Annotated in this window: 10 protein-coding genes; 2 read left to right on the forward strand and 8 right to left on the reverse strand. The window is 67.8% G+C overall.

The annotated features are described in order from the left end of the window. Positions 1–6 precede the first annotated feature (6 nt). The 4 genes from ribD to RZA67_RS12950 all read right to left on the reverse strand — a co-directional run bounded on the left by ribD (position 7) and on the right by RZA67_RS12950 (position 3,894). Positions 7–1,104, reverse strand: a complete 1,098-nt coding sequence (ribD, locus tag RZA67_RS12935) for a bifunctional diaminohydroxyphosphoribosylaminopyrimidine deaminase/5-amino-6-(5-phosphoribosylamino)uracil reductase RibD (protein WP_317213132.1) — start codon at positions 1,102–1,104, stop codon at positions 7–9. A 37-nt stretch (positions 1,105–1,141) separates the two neighbouring features. Then, positions 1,142–1,663, reverse strand: a complete 522-nt coding sequence (nrdR, locus tag RZA67_RS12940) for a transcriptional regulator NrdR (RefSeq protein ID WP_317213133.1) — start codon at positions 1,661–1,663, stop codon at positions 1,142–1,144. A 142-nt stretch (positions 1,664–1,805) separates the two neighbouring features. Continuing rightward, positions 1,806–3,059, reverse strand: a complete 1,254-nt coding sequence (gene glyA / locus RZA67_RS12945) for a serine hydroxymethyltransferase (RefSeq protein WP_317213134.1) — start codon at positions 3,057–3,059, stop codon at positions 1,806–1,808. Positions 3,060–3,183: 124 nt separating this feature from the next. Beyond that, on the reverse strand, positions 3,184–3,894 hold the full coding sequence (locus RZA67_RS12950) for a hypothetical protein (protein WP_317213135.1): 711 nt from the start codon (positions 3,892–3,894) through the stop codon (positions 3,184–3,186). Between the two features lie 340 nt (positions 3,895–4,234). Here RZA67_RS12950 and ettA point away from each other — a divergent pair, with 340 nt between their 5' ends. Together ettA and RZA67_RS12960 are read left to right on the forward strand one after the other, a co-directional pair. Beyond that, positions 4,235–5,899 (forward strand): energy-dependent translational throttle protein EttA, encoded by a 1,665-nt coding sequence (gene ettA / locus RZA67_RS12955; protein WP_317213136.1) that lies wholly within the window; start codon positions 4,235–4,237, stop codon positions 5,897–5,899. A gap of 140 nt (positions 5,900–6,039) precedes the next feature. Continuing rightward, the gene (locus RZA67_RS12960; protein WP_317213137.1) at positions 6,040–7,359 is read left to right on the forward strand and encodes an NCS2 family permease; all 1,320 of its coding nucleotides are present in this window, start codon (positions 6,040–6,042) and stop codon (positions 7,357–7,359) included. Positions 7,360–7,507: 148 nt separating this feature from the next. On the opposite strand, the gene RZA67_RS12965 is transcribed toward RZA67_RS12960, so the two are convergent. The 4 genes from RZA67_RS12965 to bcsA are packed head-to-tail and all read right to left on the reverse strand — an operon-like array spanning position 7,508 to position 17,533. Then, entirely contained in the window at positions 7,508–11,941 is a 4,434-nt protein-coding gene (locus tag RZA67_RS12965; RefSeq protein WP_317213138.1) for a cellulose synthase subunit BcsC-related outer membrane protein, read from the reverse strand. Further along, positions 11,923–13,095 (reverse strand): cellulose synthase complex periplasmic endoglucanase BcsZ, encoded by a 1,173-nt coding sequence (gene bcsZ / locus RZA67_RS12970; RefSeq protein ID WP_317213139.1) that lies wholly within the window; start codon positions 13,093–13,095, stop codon positions 11,923–11,925. Before bcsZ ends, RZA67_RS12965 begins: the two co-directional genes overlap by 19 nt. A gap of 2 nt (positions 13,096–13,097) precedes the next feature. Beyond that, positions 13,098–15,437: a cellulose biosynthesis cyclic di-GMP-binding regulatory protein BcsB gene (bcsB, locus tag RZA67_RS12975; protein ID WP_317213140.1), complete on the reverse strand. Its 2,340-nt coding sequence runs from the start codon at positions 15,435–15,437 to the stop codon at positions 13,098–13,100. Continuing rightward, entirely contained in the window at positions 15,434–17,533 is a 2,100-nt protein-coding gene (gene bcsA, locus RZA67_RS12980; RefSeq protein ID WP_317214013.1) for a UDP-forming cellulose synthase catalytic subunit, read from the reverse strand. The genes bcsB and bcsA overlap by 4 nt, the downstream gene beginning before the upstream one ends. Positions 17,534–17,566: the final 33 nt, after the last annotated feature.

A 17,566-nucleotide genomic window follows, 5' to 3' on the forward strand; every position in this document is an offset into this window, starting at 1 on the left:
GCCCGGCTAGACCGGCCGCAACCGCAGCCGCAGATCCTCACCCACCCAGCGCTGGTCCAGCACCTGCAACCGCCGCTGCTGCTGCATGCGCTCAATGCCCAGCCCGTCCAGCAGCGGCCGCCCCTGCTCACCCAGCAGCGTCGGCGCCTGGTACAGCAGCAGCTCATCCACCCAGCCGCCACGCAGCAATGCGCCGGACAGTGTCGCCCCCGCCTCGGTATGCACCTCGTTGACGCCGCGTGCGGCCAGCAGCGCCAGCATCGCCTCCAGATCCAGCCGACCGTCCACGCTCGGTACCGACGCAAAAGCGGCATCGGCGGCGTCCGGCGCGGACACCGCCGCATCGTGCAGATACAGGGTCGGTGCGCCACCCTGGCGCACGCGCGCACACTCCAGCGAACGCAGACGCGCATCCAGCACCACGCGCAGCGGCGGCATCACCTCGGCCTGCGCCAGCCGCACGGTCAGATGCGGGTCGTCGGCCAGGACCGTGCCGGCACCGGTCAGGATCGCACCGGCGCGCGCACGCCACTGCTGCACGTCCTCGCGCGCCGCCGGACCGGTGATCCACTTCGAACTGCCGTCGGCCATCGCGGTACGCCCATCCAGACTGCAGGCCAGCTTGACCCGCAGCCACGGGCGGCCGCGCTCGATGCGGGACAGAAAACCCTGATTCAGTTCACGTGCCTGCGCCGCGAGCAGACCCTGTTCAACCTCGATCCCGGCCTGGCGCAGCAGGTCAAAGCCGCCGCCATCGACCTGCGGAAAGGGATCGCGCAGGGCCGCCACCACCCGCCCGACGCCGGCCTCGATCAGGGCCAGCGCGCAGGGCGGCGTGCGTCCATGGTGGGCACACGGCTCCAGGGTGACGTATGCGGTGGCACCGCGCGCCTGGGCGCCTGCCTCGCGCAGGGCGAAAACCTCGGCATGGGGACCACCGGCACGCTGGTGCCAGCCCTGCCCCAGCACCTGCTCGCCCCGGGCGATCACGCAGCCCACCATCGGATTGGGCCGGGTCGTCCATCGCCCTCGTTCAGCCAGACGCAGGGCGTTGGCCATGTGCAGGTGATCAACAGCGGAAAAAGCGGTGCTGTCAGCGCGCATGCGGGCTCCTTGTCGCGGCAGGCCGCACGCGGCGAGCTCAGCCTTTCTTTTTCTTGGTCAGGGCGATCACGCCGCCCAGCAGTTGCAGCTGGTCGGTGCTGGCAGGGAGGTCGCGCTCAAGCTTCTCGATTTCCTCGCGGAAATCGGCCACGTCCTCGAAGCTGCGATACACCGAGGCAAAACGCACATAGCCCACGTGGTCGAGCTTGCGCAGTTCGTTCATCACGAACTCGCCGACGCGGATCGAGGGCACCTCGCGCTCGCCGCAGATGCGCAGCTGGTGGACCACTGCGCGCACCGCTGCCTCGATCTTCTCTTCGGCCACGGGACGCTTCTGCAGCGCGCGGTCAAAACCGGCCCGCACCTTGCGTATCTCGAAGATCTCCCGGCTGCCATCACTCTTGATGATCGCCGGCAGCTTCAGCTCGATCGTCTCCAGCGTACTGAAACGCTCGCTGCACGCCTCGCACTCACGCCGACGCCGGATCGTCGCGCCATCTTCAGAGACGCGCGAATCGATGACCCGGGTATCGGCATGTTGGCAGAACGGACAGTGCATGGAGCAGCCTTGCAGCGGAAGGACGTCATACCGTTGTCACGGCAGCGTCGCAACGGTACCTGACAAGCAGGATGGCAGCAAATCAACGCCGCCTGTGGTCACGTGCCTGCCCGCGCCCGGCATGCCGGGCGCGGAGCCGTGCTCAGCCGTAGACCGGGTACCTGCGGCACTGCGCGCTGACCGCATCGCGCACGCGTGCGATCACGGTCTCGTCGCTGGGGGCGTCGAGCACGTCGGCGATCCAGTTGGCCAGATCGACGCAGTCCTGCTCCACGTAGCCGCGCGTGGTCACCGCAGGCGTACCCAGACGCAGGCCCGAGGTCACAAACGGTGAACGCGGATCATTGGGCACCGAGTTCTTGTTGACCGTGATGTGGGCCTTGCCCAGCGCGGCCTCTGCATCCTTGCCGGAAACGTCCTTGCCGATCATGTCCACCAGCATCAGATGATTCCGGGTGCCGCCGGACACGATCCTGTAGCCGCGCGCTATCAGCGTGTTGGCCATTGCCTGCGCGTTCTTCACGACCTGGGTCTGGTAGGCCTTGAACTCCGGCTCCAGCGCTTCCTTGAATGCCACTGCCTTGGCTGCGATCACGTGCATCAGGGGGCCGCCCTGGATGCCGGGGAAGACGATCGACTGCAGTTTCTTCTCGATCTCCTCGCCAGCGCCCTTGGCGATGATGATGCCGCCGCGCGGACCGCGCAGGGTCTTGTGTGTGGTCGAGGTCACTACATGGGCATGCTCGATCGGGTTGGGATACACACCGGCGGCCACCAGACCGGCCACGTGCGCCATGTCCACGAACAGGTAGGCGCCGACCTTGTCGGCGATCGCGCGGAAGCGCGCCCAGTCGATCACCTGCGAGTAGGCCGAGAAACCGGCGACGACCATCTTCGGCTTGTGTTCGACGGCCAGTCGTTCGACCTCGTCGTAATCGATCAGGCCCTGTTCGTTCACGCCATACTGCACGGCGTTGAACAGCTTGCCCGACGCGTTGACCTTGGCCCCGTGGGTCAGGTGGCCGCCGTGGGCCAGGCTCATGCCCAGAATGGTGTCACCCGGCTGCAGCAGGGCGAAGTACACCGCCTGGTTGGCCTGCGACCCGCTGTGCGGCTGCACGTTGGCATAGTCGGCGCCGAACAGCTGCTTGAGACGCTCGATGGCCAGCTTCTCGGCCACGTCCACGTACTCGCAGCCACCGTAATAGCGCTTGCCCGGGTAGCCTTCAGCGTACTTGTTGGTCAGCTGGCTGCCCTGGGCCTCCATCACGCGCGGGCTCGCATAGTTCTCGCTTGCGATCAGCTCGACATGGTCCTCCTGGCGCTGGGCCTCGTCGGCGATGGCCTTGGCCAGGTCAGGGTCGTAGGTTTCGATGCGGGCGTCGCGCGGGAACATCGGGGTACTCCGGCAGGCAGGGAAGAAGACGGCAGCCTCCGATTGTAGGCCCTGCGGCCGAACCCGGCCAATGTCGCCCTGCCTGCCCCGCCATGCGGCGACGCATGGCAGGGCAGGACGCCGATCACCAGCGCGCGATCACCTTGAGGTCGGCAACGTCGCTGTCGGTCACCACCAGATAGGGCGTCTGACCCGTGCTGTCGATCTCGCACTGGCGCCAGCTGTCGCCGACGCTGTTGCAGACCTGCCGGCTTGCATGGCCGGCGCGCCATTCGTAAACGCGCAGCGTGGCGCCGCCGTTGCCGCCCCAGGTGCTGACGGTGGCCTTGCCTGCACCCGGGCGGATCATCGCGGCGAAGGGGCCCTTGCTCGCCACATGGCGATGGGCGCGTCCGTTGCGCAGCACCGGGTGGCGGTCGACCAGGCTGAACCGCAGCGTCATCGGCCAGCCTCCTGCCTGCAGGATGTAGCGGTCACGGCCCCCCTCGGGAAGCGGATTGCCGTGGAAGGTCAGATCGCTCAGCCCGTCAAGCAGCAGCTGACGGCGCACCGCGCCGGTGTCGGGGTCGACGATGGACAGCGTGCCGGACAGCTTCTGGCCGCGCCGGGCAGCCAGCACCAGCGTGGCGGCATCGTCGCCGCCGCTGCGGTCAACGTCGAATACGTGCCGGGCATGTGGCTGCAGGGTCAGCGGCCCGAACACGGCAGGCATCGGCAGCAGGGGCACCCCGGCGGCCGGGACCTGCCCCTCGGCGGTGACCGCCAGCGCAGGCATGGCCGAGAGGGTCAGAGGCAGGAGCACGCTGGCCATCAGGGCATGGACGGAAGACTTCATTCGGTGGACTCCGGGTTGTTGGAAAGACGAAGCAAGCATCCGCTGCCACGCGGTCCGCCCCCATCGCCGCCCCCCGCTGTCCTGCGTCAGGCCATGCCGTAAAAGACCGTCCGTCTCAACCCGCCGGTGCCGGCCCGCGCGAGCCGGAACCGGCCCGTTCAGCCACCGCGCCGCTGGCCACGTGCCTCGGTGAACGCGCCACGCCGCTGCAATGGCAGTGCAGGAAGCGATCGGCGATAATGGGAGGTCGCTGCGCGCCGCTCACCCGGTGACGCCCACTGCATCCAATCCCGCGGGTCCCGGCAACGGGTCCCGGCGCGTTGTCCTTCTGGGAGACTCCATGTCCTCGCAATACATCTACACCATGAACCGCGTGTCCAAGGTGGTCCCGCCCAAGCGGCAGATCATCAAGGACATCTCCCTGTCCTTCTTCCCGGGCGCCAAGATCGGCCTGCTGGGCCTGAACGGCGCCGGCAAGTCGACCGTGCTGAAGATCATGGCCGGCGTGGACACCGACTTCGAGGGCGAGGCCCGCCCGCAGCCGGGCATCAAGGTCGGCTACCTGGCCCAGGAGCCGGAGCTGGACCCGACCAAGACCGTGCGTGAAGCGGTCGAGGAAGGCGTGGGCGAGGTGCTGCAGGCACAGGCGGCGCTGGACGCGGTGTATCTGGCCTATGCCGAGGAAGGTGCCGATTTCGATGCGCTGGCCAAGGAACAGGAGCGCCTGGAGGCGATTCTGGCTGCCGGCGACGCCCACACCCTGGAAAACCAGCTGGACGTGGCCGCCGACGCACTGCGCCTGCCGCCGTGGGATGCCGTGGTCGGCAAGCTCTCCGGCGGTGAAAAGCGCCGTGTGGCGCTGTGCCGCCTGCTGCTGCAGAAGCCGGACATGCTGCTGCTCGACGAACCGACCAACCACCTCGACGCCGAGTCGGTGGAATGGCTGGAACAGTTCCTGGCCCGCTACACCGGCACCGTGGTGGCGGTCACCCATGACCGCTACTTCCTCGACAACGCGGCCGAATGGATTCTGGAACTGGACCGCGGCCGCGGTATTCCGTGGAAGGGCAACTACACCGACTGGCTGACCCAGAAGGACGAGCGCCTGAAGCAGGAAGACAACCAGGAGAAGGCACGCCAGAAGGCAATCCAGAAGGAACTGGAATGGTCACGCCAGAATGCCAAGGGTGGCCGCACCAAGGGCAAGGCGCGTCTGGCCCGGCTGGAAGAACTGCAGTCGGTTGATTACCAGAAGCGCAACGAGACCAATGAAATCTTCATCCCGCCGGGCGAGCGCCTGGGCAATGCGGTGATGGAGTTCAAGAACGTCTCCAAGAAGTTCGGTGACCGCCTGCTGTTCGACAACCTGAGTTTCCTGGTGCCCTCGGGCGCCATCGTCGGCATCATCGGTCCGAACGGTGCCGGTAAGTCGACCCTGTTCAAGATGATCACCGGCCAGGAGAAGCCCGACACCGGCGAGATCGTGGTCGGCCCGACGGTCAAGCTGTCCTACGTCGACCAGAGCCGCGACGCGCTGGAAGGCAATCACAACGTGTTCCAGGAAATCGCGGGCGGCCTGGACATCCTCAACATCAACGGTGTGGAGATCCAGTCGCGGGCCTATATCGGCCGCTTCAACTTCAAGGGCCAGGACCAGCAGAAGATGGTCGGCTCGCTGTCCGGTGGTGAGCGCGGTCGTCTGCACATGGCCAAGACCCTGCTGCAGGGTGGCAACGTGCTGCTGCTCGATGAACCGTCCAACGATCTGGACATCGAAACCCTGCGCGCACTGGAAGACGCGCTGCTGGAGTTCCCCGGCAACACCTTCGTCATCTCGCATGACCGCTGGTTCCTGGACCGCATCGCCACGCACATCCTGGCGTTCGAGGGCGACTCGCACGTGGAGTTCTTCCAGGGCAACTACCGCGAGTACGAAGAGGACAAGCGCCGCCGGATGGGCGACGACGCCGCGCCCAAGCGCCTGCGCTTCAAGGCGCTGAAGTAAGGCAACCGGAAAGGCCGCGCTCGCGCGGCCTTTCTCCTTTTACGGCCACCGTGCCGATGGTGACAGGCTGGCGCCCGGATCGGCCCGGTTGCCTGCCCCCCGTACCGGCCAACGACCGTCCTCCACCGATAGGCTCCACCATGTCCTTGTTTGAACGCCTGTTCCAGCTGCAGCAGCACGGCACCACCGTGCGCACCGAACTGCTGGCCGGGGTGACCACCTTCCTGACGATGTCCTACATCGTCTTCGTCAATCCGGAAATTCTCGGAACCACTGGAATGGACGCCGGCGCGGTGTTTGTTGCCACCTGTCTGGCCGCTGCGCTGGGCTCGACGGTGATGGCGCTGGCCGCCAATTTCCCGGTGGGCATGGCGCCGGGCATGGGCCTTAATGCCTTCTTCGCCTTTACCGTGGTCGGCGCGGCCGGGCTGCCGTGGCAACAGGCGTTGGCAGCGGTGTTCATCTCCGGCCTGGTGTTTCTGGTGCTGTCGCTCACTGGCGTGCGTGCCTGGCTGGTCTCGGGCATCCCGGCATCGCTGCGCTCGGCGATCGTGGCCGGCATCGGCCTGTTCCTGGCGATCATCGCGTTGCAGAAGTCCGGCGTGATCATCGGCAACGAGGACACGCTGGTCGCGTTGGGACCGTTGAACACCGCGCCGCCGCTGCTGGCGCTGGCCGGCTTCCTGCTGATCGCCGTGCTGGAAGCCCGCCGTGTCCGCGGTGCCATCCTGATCGGCATCCTGGCGGTGACCGGCGCCGGCTGGGCGCTGGGCGACGTGCAGTACCAGGGCCTGGTGTCGCTGCCGCCGAGCCTGGCCCCGACCTTCCTGCAGCTGGACCTGCCGGGGCTGCTGCACCACGACGGCGGCGCGCCGCTGGCGGTGCTGCTGCAGGTCGTGCTGGTGTTCGTGCTGGTGGAGGTGTTTGATGCCACCGGCACGCTGTACGGCGTGGTCGGCCGTGCCGGCCTGCTGAAACTGCCCGGCGGGCAGAAGCGCTTCGGTCGCGCCCTGCTGGCCGACAGCACCGCGATCGTCACCGGCTCGCTGCTGGGCACCAGCAGCACCACCGCGTTCGCCGAAAGCGCCTCGGGCGTGCAGGTGGGCGGACGCACCGGGCTGACTGCCCTGGTCGTGGCCGGCCTGTTCCTGGCCGCGCTGCTGTTCTCGCCGCTGGCCTCGATGGTACCCAGCTATGCCACCGCACCGGCTCTGCTGTTCGTGGCCGGACTGATGCTGCGCGAGCTGGTCGAGGTCGATTGGAGTGACCTGACCGAATCGGTACCGGCAGCGCTGTGTGCGCTGGCGATGCCGTTCACCTACTCCATCGCCAACGGTCTCGCGTTCGGCTTCATCGCCTATGCCGTGCTCAAAGCCGGTACGGGCCGCTGGCGCGACGTGCATCCGGCGGTATGGCTGGTGGCCGTGCTGTTTGCGCTGCGCTACGCATTGGAAGCCTGACCCTTCTGTAGTGCCGGGCTCTGCCCGGCTGCTGCCCCCCGGTTCAACATGAACCGCCGCGCTGCGCGCTCGCCGGGCAGAGCCCGGCGCTACAACAGCGCATCACGCGCGTGCCGTCGCGCAGGGCAAAGCCCGCCATCACGCTGCATCACAGCCCGCTGGCGAACGGTGACTGCAGCACCTGCGGTGCTTTGCCCAGACCGGCGCCGAGACGGTCCAGAAGGAAGCGCAGGTACAGGCTGGTGCCGAACTGGCGGTAGTCACGCGCGTTGTTGAACTCCATCCGCCCGCCAAGGAACAACTGATTGGACAGCTGCCACTCCGCGGCCGCGCTGAGGTTGTACGAGACCCCGGTCTTGGTCTGGCCGGTGTATACCGGATCGACGTACTCGGGCACCAGGCCCAGCAACGCCGCCATCGACGCGGCGTCATACGCGGCCTGCTGCATGGCCGCACTGGTGGGGAAGTAGTCGGCCGGCTTTTCCTCGAAGTGCTGCACGCCGACGCTGGCGTCCACCTGCCAGGTCAGCCCGGCGCGGGTGTTGCGGCCATTCCAGTGCACCGGGAAGCCGACGTCCACATACCGCTGCGGGCTGAAGTAACCGCCATGGCCATACGTGAAACCGCTGAGATTGCGGTCGTACTGCAGCGCGGTCACGTTCAGGCCTGCGGTCAGCGACTGGTCTTCGGTTTCCAGGGCGTGCACGTACACACCCACGCCCAGTTCCTGACGCTCGTTGCTGGCCACGTTCTCGCCTTCCAGCCGATGCCAGGACAGGCTCGCGTAGCCGCCGATCAGGCCGTTGTCCAGGGTGCCGCCCAGCTTGGCACCGGTGGCGGTGACCCCGCCCCAGCGCATCCCGGTGCGCGCATCCTCGACACCAGCGAAGGACAGCACGCTGTCGGTCACCGCGCGACGCGATGCTTCGCCGGAGTAGTTGAAACTCTCACCGATGCGTCCCTGGTAGCCCACGCCACCCACCACCTGGTTCTCATCAAAGCCCAGAGGCGAGGTGCCGACGTCCACCGCGAAGCCGCCGCGCTGGTACCCGACCGCCACTCCGACGCCAGTGGCGTCCTGCGGCGACATGCGGCGCGCGCCAGCCGCGTTGGCCACCATCGAATACAGCGTGTCCTGGAACGCCAGCGGACTCTGCCCGGCACTGCCGCCAGATGCCAGCGCCTGCAGCTGCGCCTGCTCGGCGGCGGTGAGCCCGCGCGCCAGATTGGCATTGCCCAGCACCTGCCGGGCGATGTCACTGATCGGCGTATTGGCCAGATCGCGCGACAGCACGAAGGCCGGCAGCGGATCGGCAAACACCAGCTGCAGCGCCTGGGCGCGGCGTTCGGCGGCCGTCAGCGCGCCATCGGTCTGGTTGTACAGCTCCTGGTAGCGCCCATTGTCCAGCGCGCGCTGCTCAAGCAGGTTGCGCGTGGCATTGCTGGCACCGTTGGTCAGCAGGGTCTGATACAGCGACGAGCCCACCAGCGAATCCACCGGCGTCCTGTCGGCGGCCAGCGCACCGGCCAGCGCGGCCTGGGGGCCACCCCCGAAGCGGCTGGTGGTGGCGTATTCGTCCTTGGCACGGCCCGCATCGAGGATGGTCGGGGTCACCGCCACGATCAGCTTGCCGTCGCCCACCGCAAAGCGGCCCTCCATCGGCACCTGCAGGTCATCGACCGCGCCCAGCCCGGCCTCGCCATCGCGGCTGCGGAAGCTGGCACCCACCGACAGGCTGCTGCTGTTTTCCGCGCGCAGATCACGCAGCTCACCCAGCACGCCCTGGCTGGCCACGTCGGCGCCGCGCTCGGCGCGCACGCGCCGCGATGCACCCGTGCCCGGCACCGGCAGGGCGAAGCCCGCTTCGCTCATCGGGGCCGGCAGACCGTCGGCATCGAACAGCGGTCCCATCGGCGCAGCGGCATACGCGCCGGCGGGCACCGTGGTTGTGGGCACGGACGAGGCCGTCCCACTGTCGAGCATCATCGCTGCCGGCAGCGGCTGCGCGCTGCTGCGCAGTGCGCGGCTGGGCTGTCCACGGTTCATGCCCGCAAACGGATTGAAGGCACCCGCTCCTCCGGCCAGACGCGCACCCGGCGCCGTCGGCAGACCATTGTCGTGGTAGCCGGACTGGCGTGCGGCCGCAGCCAGCGAGGCCTTGAAGTAACTTTCGGCACGGCGGTTCTTGCCCGCTGCCCGATACACCCGTCCGGCTGCTGCCAGCACATCCGGCGACTGCGGCGCCTGGGCCAGCGCTCGCTGCAGATAGGCCTCGGCACTGTCCATGTCGCGCAGCGCGGCGGCGCTGCCAGCGGCGGCCACCAACGCATCGGTATCGCCCGGCGCGCGCAGCAGCTGCTGCTGGTACAGGGCCAGCGCCTGACCGTGGTCACCGGCAGCCGAATAGAGCCGCGCCAGCGCGGCGATATTGCCCGGATCATCCGGACGCTCGGCCAGCGCGGGGGCCAGCACCGCATAGGCGCCTTCAAGATTGCCCTGTTCGCGCAGCGCATCCACCTGGCGCAGCACATAACCGCCGCGCAGGGTCTGCAGCTGTGCCTGCTGTGCAGGCGTCAGCTGCGCCTGGCCGAGCTGGCGCAGCAGCGAGGCCACCTCGCCATCGCGACCGCCACGCAATGCGATGCCGGCATACATCAGCTGCGCATCGGCGTTGGTCTCATTGCCTTCCAGCAGCTGGCGGGCCAGCACCATGGCGCGCTGCTGGCCACCGATTTCGGCGTAGCCACGGGCCAGTGCCACGATGGCCTGCGGATCGCGCGGCTGCGCGCCCAGCGTGGCTTCGGTGCGCGCCAGCAACAGCTGCGCTTCACCGGCGCGCGCCTGTTGGAACAGGGTGCGTGCCTGTGCCACCTGCCCTTCCACCCAGGCCTGGTTGCGCAGCGCGGCGATGGCCGGATCCCGCGCGGTCTCCGGGATGCGCTCGAGCAGCGCCTGCACCTGCGGCCACTGACCGCGTTCCTGGGCGTACAGGGCCTGCGCGTGCAGCGAGGCCACCGAGCTGTCGTCCAGCTCGCGCAGATCGGCCATTACCCGGTCCGCCTCGGCTGTACGGCCCATGCGCTGGTACAGCCGTGCCGTCTCCAGCCGCAGCCACGGATCGCGCGGCTGCGCCAGCAGTGCGCCTTCCAGCTCGATCTGCGCCATCTGCAGGCTGCCCGATGCCAGCGCTTCCTGGGCGCGCGCACGCGCCACGTTGGCACGCAGCGCCGACTCGCCACCGGCGCGCTCGCGCTGGGCCGGGGTCATACGTTCAAACAGCACCGCAGCCTCTTCAGCGCGGCCCTGCCGGCCGAGCAGCCCCACCAGCCCCTGCAGGGCGCCGGCATTGCCGGCGTCCAGCTCCAGCGCGGCGCGGTAGCCCTTCTCCGCCGCAGCCGGGTCGCTGGTCTCCTGCAACTGGGCCAGCGCGACCAGTCCAGCAGGTTCCTTCGGCAACAGGGCCACCGCTTCACGCAGGCTGGCAATGGCCTGGCTGCCAGACTGCTTCTGCGCCTGGGTCACCAGTGTCCAGTAGCGCGCTGCATTGGCGGCCTGCCGCCATTTGCCATCGCGGGCCACCGCCTGCCGCAGCAGTTCGTTGGCTTCTTCGAAACGTTCCTGGCGCAGGCGGACCGACCCCAGCCCGCCCAGCGCCTGCGCATCGCGTGGACGCGCGCGCAGCACCTGCGCGAAGCGCGCCTCGGCCTGCGCCAACTGGTTGTTCTCCAGCGCGCGGAAGCCTTCGCCGAGCAGCCGCTCGTTCGGGTCGGCCGCAGGCGCGGCCGCCTGCTCGCGCAGCTGCGCCTGCTTGGCGGCGACCTCGCGGTCGTTGGGCTGCACCGCCAGGAAGCTGGCATACAACGGGGCATCGGCGGTGGTGGCGTTGAGCCACAGCAGGGCCTGCCGCCATGCCGAACGCGCCGGGCCCGCAGTATCCTGGCGCTGCGCCAGCGTGCTCAGCTGGGCGATGCCCTCGCGACGGCTCGGCTCGCGATAGGTGAGCACCTGGGCCAGCGCCAGGCGCGCAGACGGCGAATCGACGCGCGCCACCAGCGCGCGCAGGCCATCGCGCGCGCGCGCCCAGCCCTCGGGCGTGCCAGCCAGCACCTGGTAATACTCCAGCGCCACATCGTCGGTGGGCCCACTGCCACCAAAGGCCTGGTCGTAGGCGCGCACGGCTTCTGCGTAACGACCGGCGGCTGCCGCCCGGCGCGCCACCTGCAGCGGATTGCCCCCCCCACTGCTGGAGCTGCCACCTAATGCGAGACGCAGACGCGTCGTCTGCGGTGCGCTCGGGTGACGCGCCTGCAGCAGCTGCAAGCGGCGCTGCGCATCAGCACGGCGACCCTGGTTGATGTCGATCAGGCCCAGCCCGAGCAGCGCATCAGGCTGATTGGCATCGGTGGCCAGCAGCTTGCGCCACGTGTCGGCCGCCAGATCCTCGCGGCCCTGGTCCTGCCAGTAATTGCCCTGGCTGACCAGCTGCTGGATCGAGGCGCTCTGCGCCCACGCCGGTGCGGAAAGCACGGACAATCCGGCCAGACCGACCAGGCACAGGGGCTTCAGGCGTTTGCGGAACATGCAGTACTCCAGGCGGGCTGCAGGCGCCCGTCAGCAGAAAAACGGTAACGCCCGTCGTGCCAGCCCTTTCCATACAGGATCAGCACGCGGTCGTAGTAATTGAGATCAGCGTCCGCAGGAATGCGCGCCAGCTCGTTGCGCAGCAGCGTCGGCTCGCCGGCAGCGGACAGGTACGGCAGCAGTGCGGCCGAGAACCCGACCGGTGCGGTACCGGTGCCAACGCCCTGCTTGACGTCGACTTTTTCGGCCAGCCGGCCCTGTGCGCGCAGCATCGACAATGGACCGGACAGCGCCTGCAGCATGCGCGCACGCAGCGGATCAGCGGGATGAATCATGCCCGCCCACAGGTAGCAGCGTATGGCGTCGTAGCTGCCGGTGCTGCCCTTGTCCGGATCGGCGACGAAGGCGCGACCGTTCCACGCCACCCAGTCCGGCGCGAAACCATTGGGCGCACTCTGCTCCATCAGCACCACGCTGCGCTCGATCAGGCGCCGCCACGGGCCCTTGGCATCGACCATGGCGAAGCGGCGCAGCACGAACAGCGGCAGATAACTGGGATTGAGCGTCCAGCGTTCTTCCTTGACGAAGCCCTGCACACCGGGCAGCAGCATCGTGCCAAAACCGGGCAGATCGACGATCTCGGCTTTGCGCATCAGGGCCAGGATGTCCTTGCCTGCCGCGGTGAAGCCCGGGCGGTTCCACAACCGACCCGCCTCGAGCAGCGCATAGGCGATCCACAGTTCGCCATCGGAGGCGGTGTTCGGGTCCAGTACCCGCCAGCTGCCATCGGCGGCCTTGCCCCACAGCCACGCCGGCAGGTTGATGTCGGCGCGCCCGGCGCTGAGGTTCTGCCGGGTCCAGGCCAGGATGCGGCCGAACAGCACTTGGTCGTTGGCCACCAGTGCAAAGAACAGACCGTAGGACTGCGACTCCGAGGTGCTGCGCAGATCGGTGTTGAAGAAGTCGATCACGCGTCCGCTTTCGTCGATGTTCCGCTGCACGAAGCTGGACCATTCGCGCCAGCTGTCCGGGCACGGCCGCGGCAGTGGCACGGCCTGCAACGGCAGCGGCAAGGCAGCCGTTGCCGCCGCAGCGGCGAGAATGCGCAGGAAGGCGCGGCGGGTGCCCGGTGCTGAATCGTTGGGCGAACTCATGCTCAACCCCCTCCTTCGATCAGACGCTTGCGGGTATGGCGCATCAGCATCCAGCGCGCCAGCAGCGCAAGCAGCAGGCTGCCGATGCCGACGATCAGCGCCAGCAGCAGCGGGTTGTGCGAGAAGTACCAGCGTGCCCAGGTCAGCGGCGGCAGGTGACCCACGTAATAGGTCTGGTTGCCGGCCAGGCTCAGCACCTTGCCTTCCTGCAGCAATACCACGCTGCCCTGGAACTGGCGCAGGGTGGCCGGCTTGAACCACGCGTCGAACAGGTCACTGACCCGGGCCGGATCGTCGGCGAGGATCGCCACCACGCTGCGGGCGCTGTCCAACGGTGACTGGAAGCCCATCATCACCACGTCGCCCGCACCCGGACGCACCGACACCTCGGCAGTGGTCTTCAGGTCGGTGCGGCGGGCATCGCTGGCAAACAGCAGCGGCATCTCGCGCGCTGCCCAGTCGGAGAGCGAGAACCGGCGCTCGCGCCCTTCGCCGATCGGCATCCTGCTGGCCCACTCACTGAACAGCGGCTGGTTGTTTCGCGAGCCCAGCACGATCAGGTCCAGTCCTGCATTGGCCTTGACCTCGGCCGCGCGCAGCACCTTGTTGCCCAGTGCGGGGTAGCCGGTGGAGGCCCCCATGCGGCCGAACAGCGTCAGCGCGTTGGCAACATCATCCACCGTGGCGTTGTCCGGCAGCACCAGGCCGGTTTCGGACAGGTCGGCCATGCGCGTGAACGGGAAGCCGGCATTGCCGAATGCGGCCAGGTTGGGCATCGCCATGTAATGGGCAAAACCGGACAGGTCGATGGTCGAGTCCTGATCGATGGCCGCCGATACGTCCGGGAAGGTGTTCTTGCACTCACCTGCCTGCGGACGGTCGAAGAAGAAGTGGAAGCGCAGCTGGCTGTTGGCCGAGAACGGGCCGGTGGGCAGCATCACCTTCTGCTCGATCGGCATCTCACCGCGCACACGCATCTTGTTCCACAGCATGCCGGCGGCCGAACTGGCATACGGCAGGCCGTTGAGCGGCAAGGTGGTGACGAAGGCGTCGTTGATGCTGATATTCAACTTCGATTCGTCGGCACCCTCGGGCAGGGTGTAGCGGTAACGCAGGTTCATCGGAATGCCCTGCTCCTGCCAGGTGAACAGGTCCGGCGGCAGCTGCAGGCCCACCCGTACCAGATCAGGATTGTAACCGCGCACGTTCAGTTCGCTGGGGCGCTCGACCAGCTCGCCAAACGGCACGGGGCGATCGCTGGGCACCCAGTTGGGCGCATCGTGCGGTCTGCGCGGGGCGATGGCCTTCAGCTCGGCGATGGTGGCACTGGCACCGGACAGCGGCGTGCCCAGCGTCAAGGCGGTGGCCGCCTTGCGCAGCTCCTCGGCATCGCGGCCCAGCACCAGCAACAGCTTGCCGTCGGGGTCGTTCGGGTTGTTCGTCACCGCCAGGGTCGGTCCATTGACCTGCGGCAGCTCCACCCCCTGCGGCACGTTGCGCGGCGTGGCCATCACCACCGCGTTGCCCTGCAGCGGAATGGCGTCGATGGCAGCGGAGAAACGCGCACCGCGGTAGCCGGCCAGGGCACCGAACCAGGAGGCGACGATGCCGGCCGACTCCAGCGTCGCGGTTTCCGGCTGCCCGGCGAACACGAACGGCAGCTGCAGCGTGCGGGTATCGCGTGCGTCGAAGAACGGTACCGGCAGCAGGGCCAGGTCGTTGTTCAACTGCAGCGGCACCCAGCCCAGCTGCAGCGTGCTGCCGCTGTCGATGTTGGCCCACAGGCTGGTGTGATCCGGGTCCTCGCACTCGCGGGTGTAGTGGCCGATCAGCTGCAGGTTGATCCGGTTGTAGTCGATGATCAATCGCGGATCGATCTCGATGTCACGCTCCAGTACCTGCCCTGCCTGCTCGGTGGGCACCGGGATGGTGGCCACGGTGACATCGTTGACGGTCACCTTCAGGTGCGACAGGTCGGGCAGCAGCGCGGGCGAATAGCTGTACTTCAGCTTGAGCGATGCCTGGTCGACCACCTGGTCATTGCGGATGGAAAACGGTACGCCTGCCACGCCCTGGATGCCGCGCAGGGTCATCTCATAGTCGATGCCCAGGTCACGCAGCGTCTGCTGGCTCTGGCGGCTGCCGCTGCCCGCCGCAACCGGCGGGACAGCCAGCGCATCCTGTGCGGCCGGCGCGGGGGTGACGGACATCCCGGCCGCATCGGCCGGTGGCTGCTGCGCATGCGCAGCGCCGAACCCCAGGGTCAGAGCGAACGCCAGCGCAGCACTGCGCGGCGGCAGCCAACGGCCGGCCAGAGCGGAACGGTTGCCACGAACGATCATGCCGAATCTCCGGAACGCGGGGTGGCAGGCGCGCTGCGGCGACCACCGGTAATGATGAAATGACCCAGACGGGCAAACCCGCGCGCACTGGCACGGGACACGTCGGCGAACGAACGCAGCAGGGTGTCGCGGTCATGGCGTCCCCACAGCTGCACCCAGATGTCGGCGCGGGCAAAGGTCGAGGTCACCAGCCAGCGCTCCTGTTCCAGGTCCAGCTTCTGGAACTGCAGGCTGATGCCCTGCCCGTCGCGGTCATGGCGGATCACCGCCGGCAGGCGCTCACTGCGACCGCGATTGCGCAGTTCGATCTGCACCTCGGTACCCGGCTGCAGCGGCTCGGCCTGCTCCAGCTGCACGGCCATGCCGCCGGTGGAGAAGTTGACCGTCCGGCAGGCAAGCGCGCGCCCGTCGGGCAGGTGCAGATGGGCCGGCATCGACAGCGGTACGCGGTGCGAGCGGCGGATCTGCCGCTGCTCGCTGGAGGTGGCGATGACCGCACCGAGCATGATCATGTTGTAGAGCGTCCAGCCCAGGTTCAACCAGATGGTATTGGTCTCACCGCTGGTGTCTGCCATCACCAGACGGACGATGCCGGTGATCACACCGGCCAGGTTCAACAGCAGCAGCAGCAGGTACGGACGGGCGATCTGCGCGTCGAAGTAGCTCTGCTCGACCAGGCCGCCCTTGGCGGTAACGTTGAACTTGCCGAGCTTCGGATTGATCACCGCCACCATGGTCGGGCGCAGGATGTACCACGCCAGGCAGGTCTCGTAGACCTCGTTCCACAGCAGGTGACGGTGCTTGCCCTGCACACGGATGTTGGTCAGGTTCGCCTGCAGGATGTGCGGCAGCGCGTAGGCCAGGATCATCAGCGCCGAGGCATGGATGACGTGCGCGCCAAAGAACAGGTAGGCCAGCGGCGCGGTAAGGAAGATGATGCGCGGCAACCCGTAGAAGAAGTGCAGCATCGCGTTGGTGTAGCACAGCCGCTGCGCCAGGCTCAGGCCTTTGGCCAGCATCGGATTGTCCACCCGCAGGATCTGCGCCATGCCACGGGCCCAGCGGATGCGCTGACCCACATGCGCGGACAGGCTTTCCGTGGCCAGCCCGGCGGCCTGCGGAATCGGGATGTAGGCACTGCGCCAGCCGGCCTTGTGCAGGCGGATGGCCGTATGCGCATCTTCGGTCACCGTTTCCACGGCCACGCCGCCGATGGCTTCCAGCGGCGCACGCCGGATCACCGTGCACGAGCCGCAGAAGAAGGTGGCATTCCACTGATCGTTGCCGTCCTGCAGCAGGCCGTAGAACAGCTCACCTTCGTTGGGCACGCGGCCGAAGGTGTCCAGGTTGCGCTCGAACGGGTCGGCGGAGAAGAAGTAGTGCGGGGTCTGCACCACAGCCAGCTTGGCATCACGCAGGAAGCCGCCCATCGACATCTGCAGGAACGAGCGGGTCGGTACGTGGTCGCAGTCGAACACCGCGACGAACTCACCCTCGGTTTTCTTCAGTGCGGCATTGATGTTGCCGGCCTTGGCATGACTGTTATTGGTCCGGGTCACATAGTTGACCCCGACCTCCGCACAGAACTGACGGAACTCCTCGCGGCGTCCGTCATCGAGCAGATGCACCCGCAGCTTGTCGGCCGGCCAGTCCAGCACGGTGGCTGCCAATACGGTGGTACGCACCACCGAGAGCGGCTCGTTGTAGGTGGGAATGAACACATCCACCGTGGGCCAGGTCGAGCGGTCTTCCGGCAGGGGAACCGGGTCGCGGTTGAGCGGCCAGGCCACCTGGAAGTAACCCAGCACGAGCACCACGTAAGCGTAGATTTCGGCCATCACCAGGCCGCTGCCCAGCACCAGGTCGAGAATGTTGCCGAACCCCAGCGTTTCGGTCAGCCGCCAGTACATGTAGCGGGTGGACATCACCAGCGACAGCCCCATCAGGATCAGCGGAATCAGCCGCCCCGGACGGTTGCGCAGGCACAGCGCGATGGCGAACACCGCCGCCGAGAACAGCAGCTGCTGGGTGACATCCAGCGGCACGGTGATCACGAAGGCGGTGAGGAACACCATGCCTGCGACCAGCACCGGCATGGCCAGCCGCGCAGGCAGTGAGGAGGGGGCCGA

This window comes from Stenotrophomonas sp. C3(2023), from assembly GCF_032911385.1.
In the GTDB taxonomy this organism is placed as follows: Bacteria; Pseudomonadota; Gammaproteobacteria; order Xanthomonadales; family Xanthomonadaceae; genus Stenotrophomonas.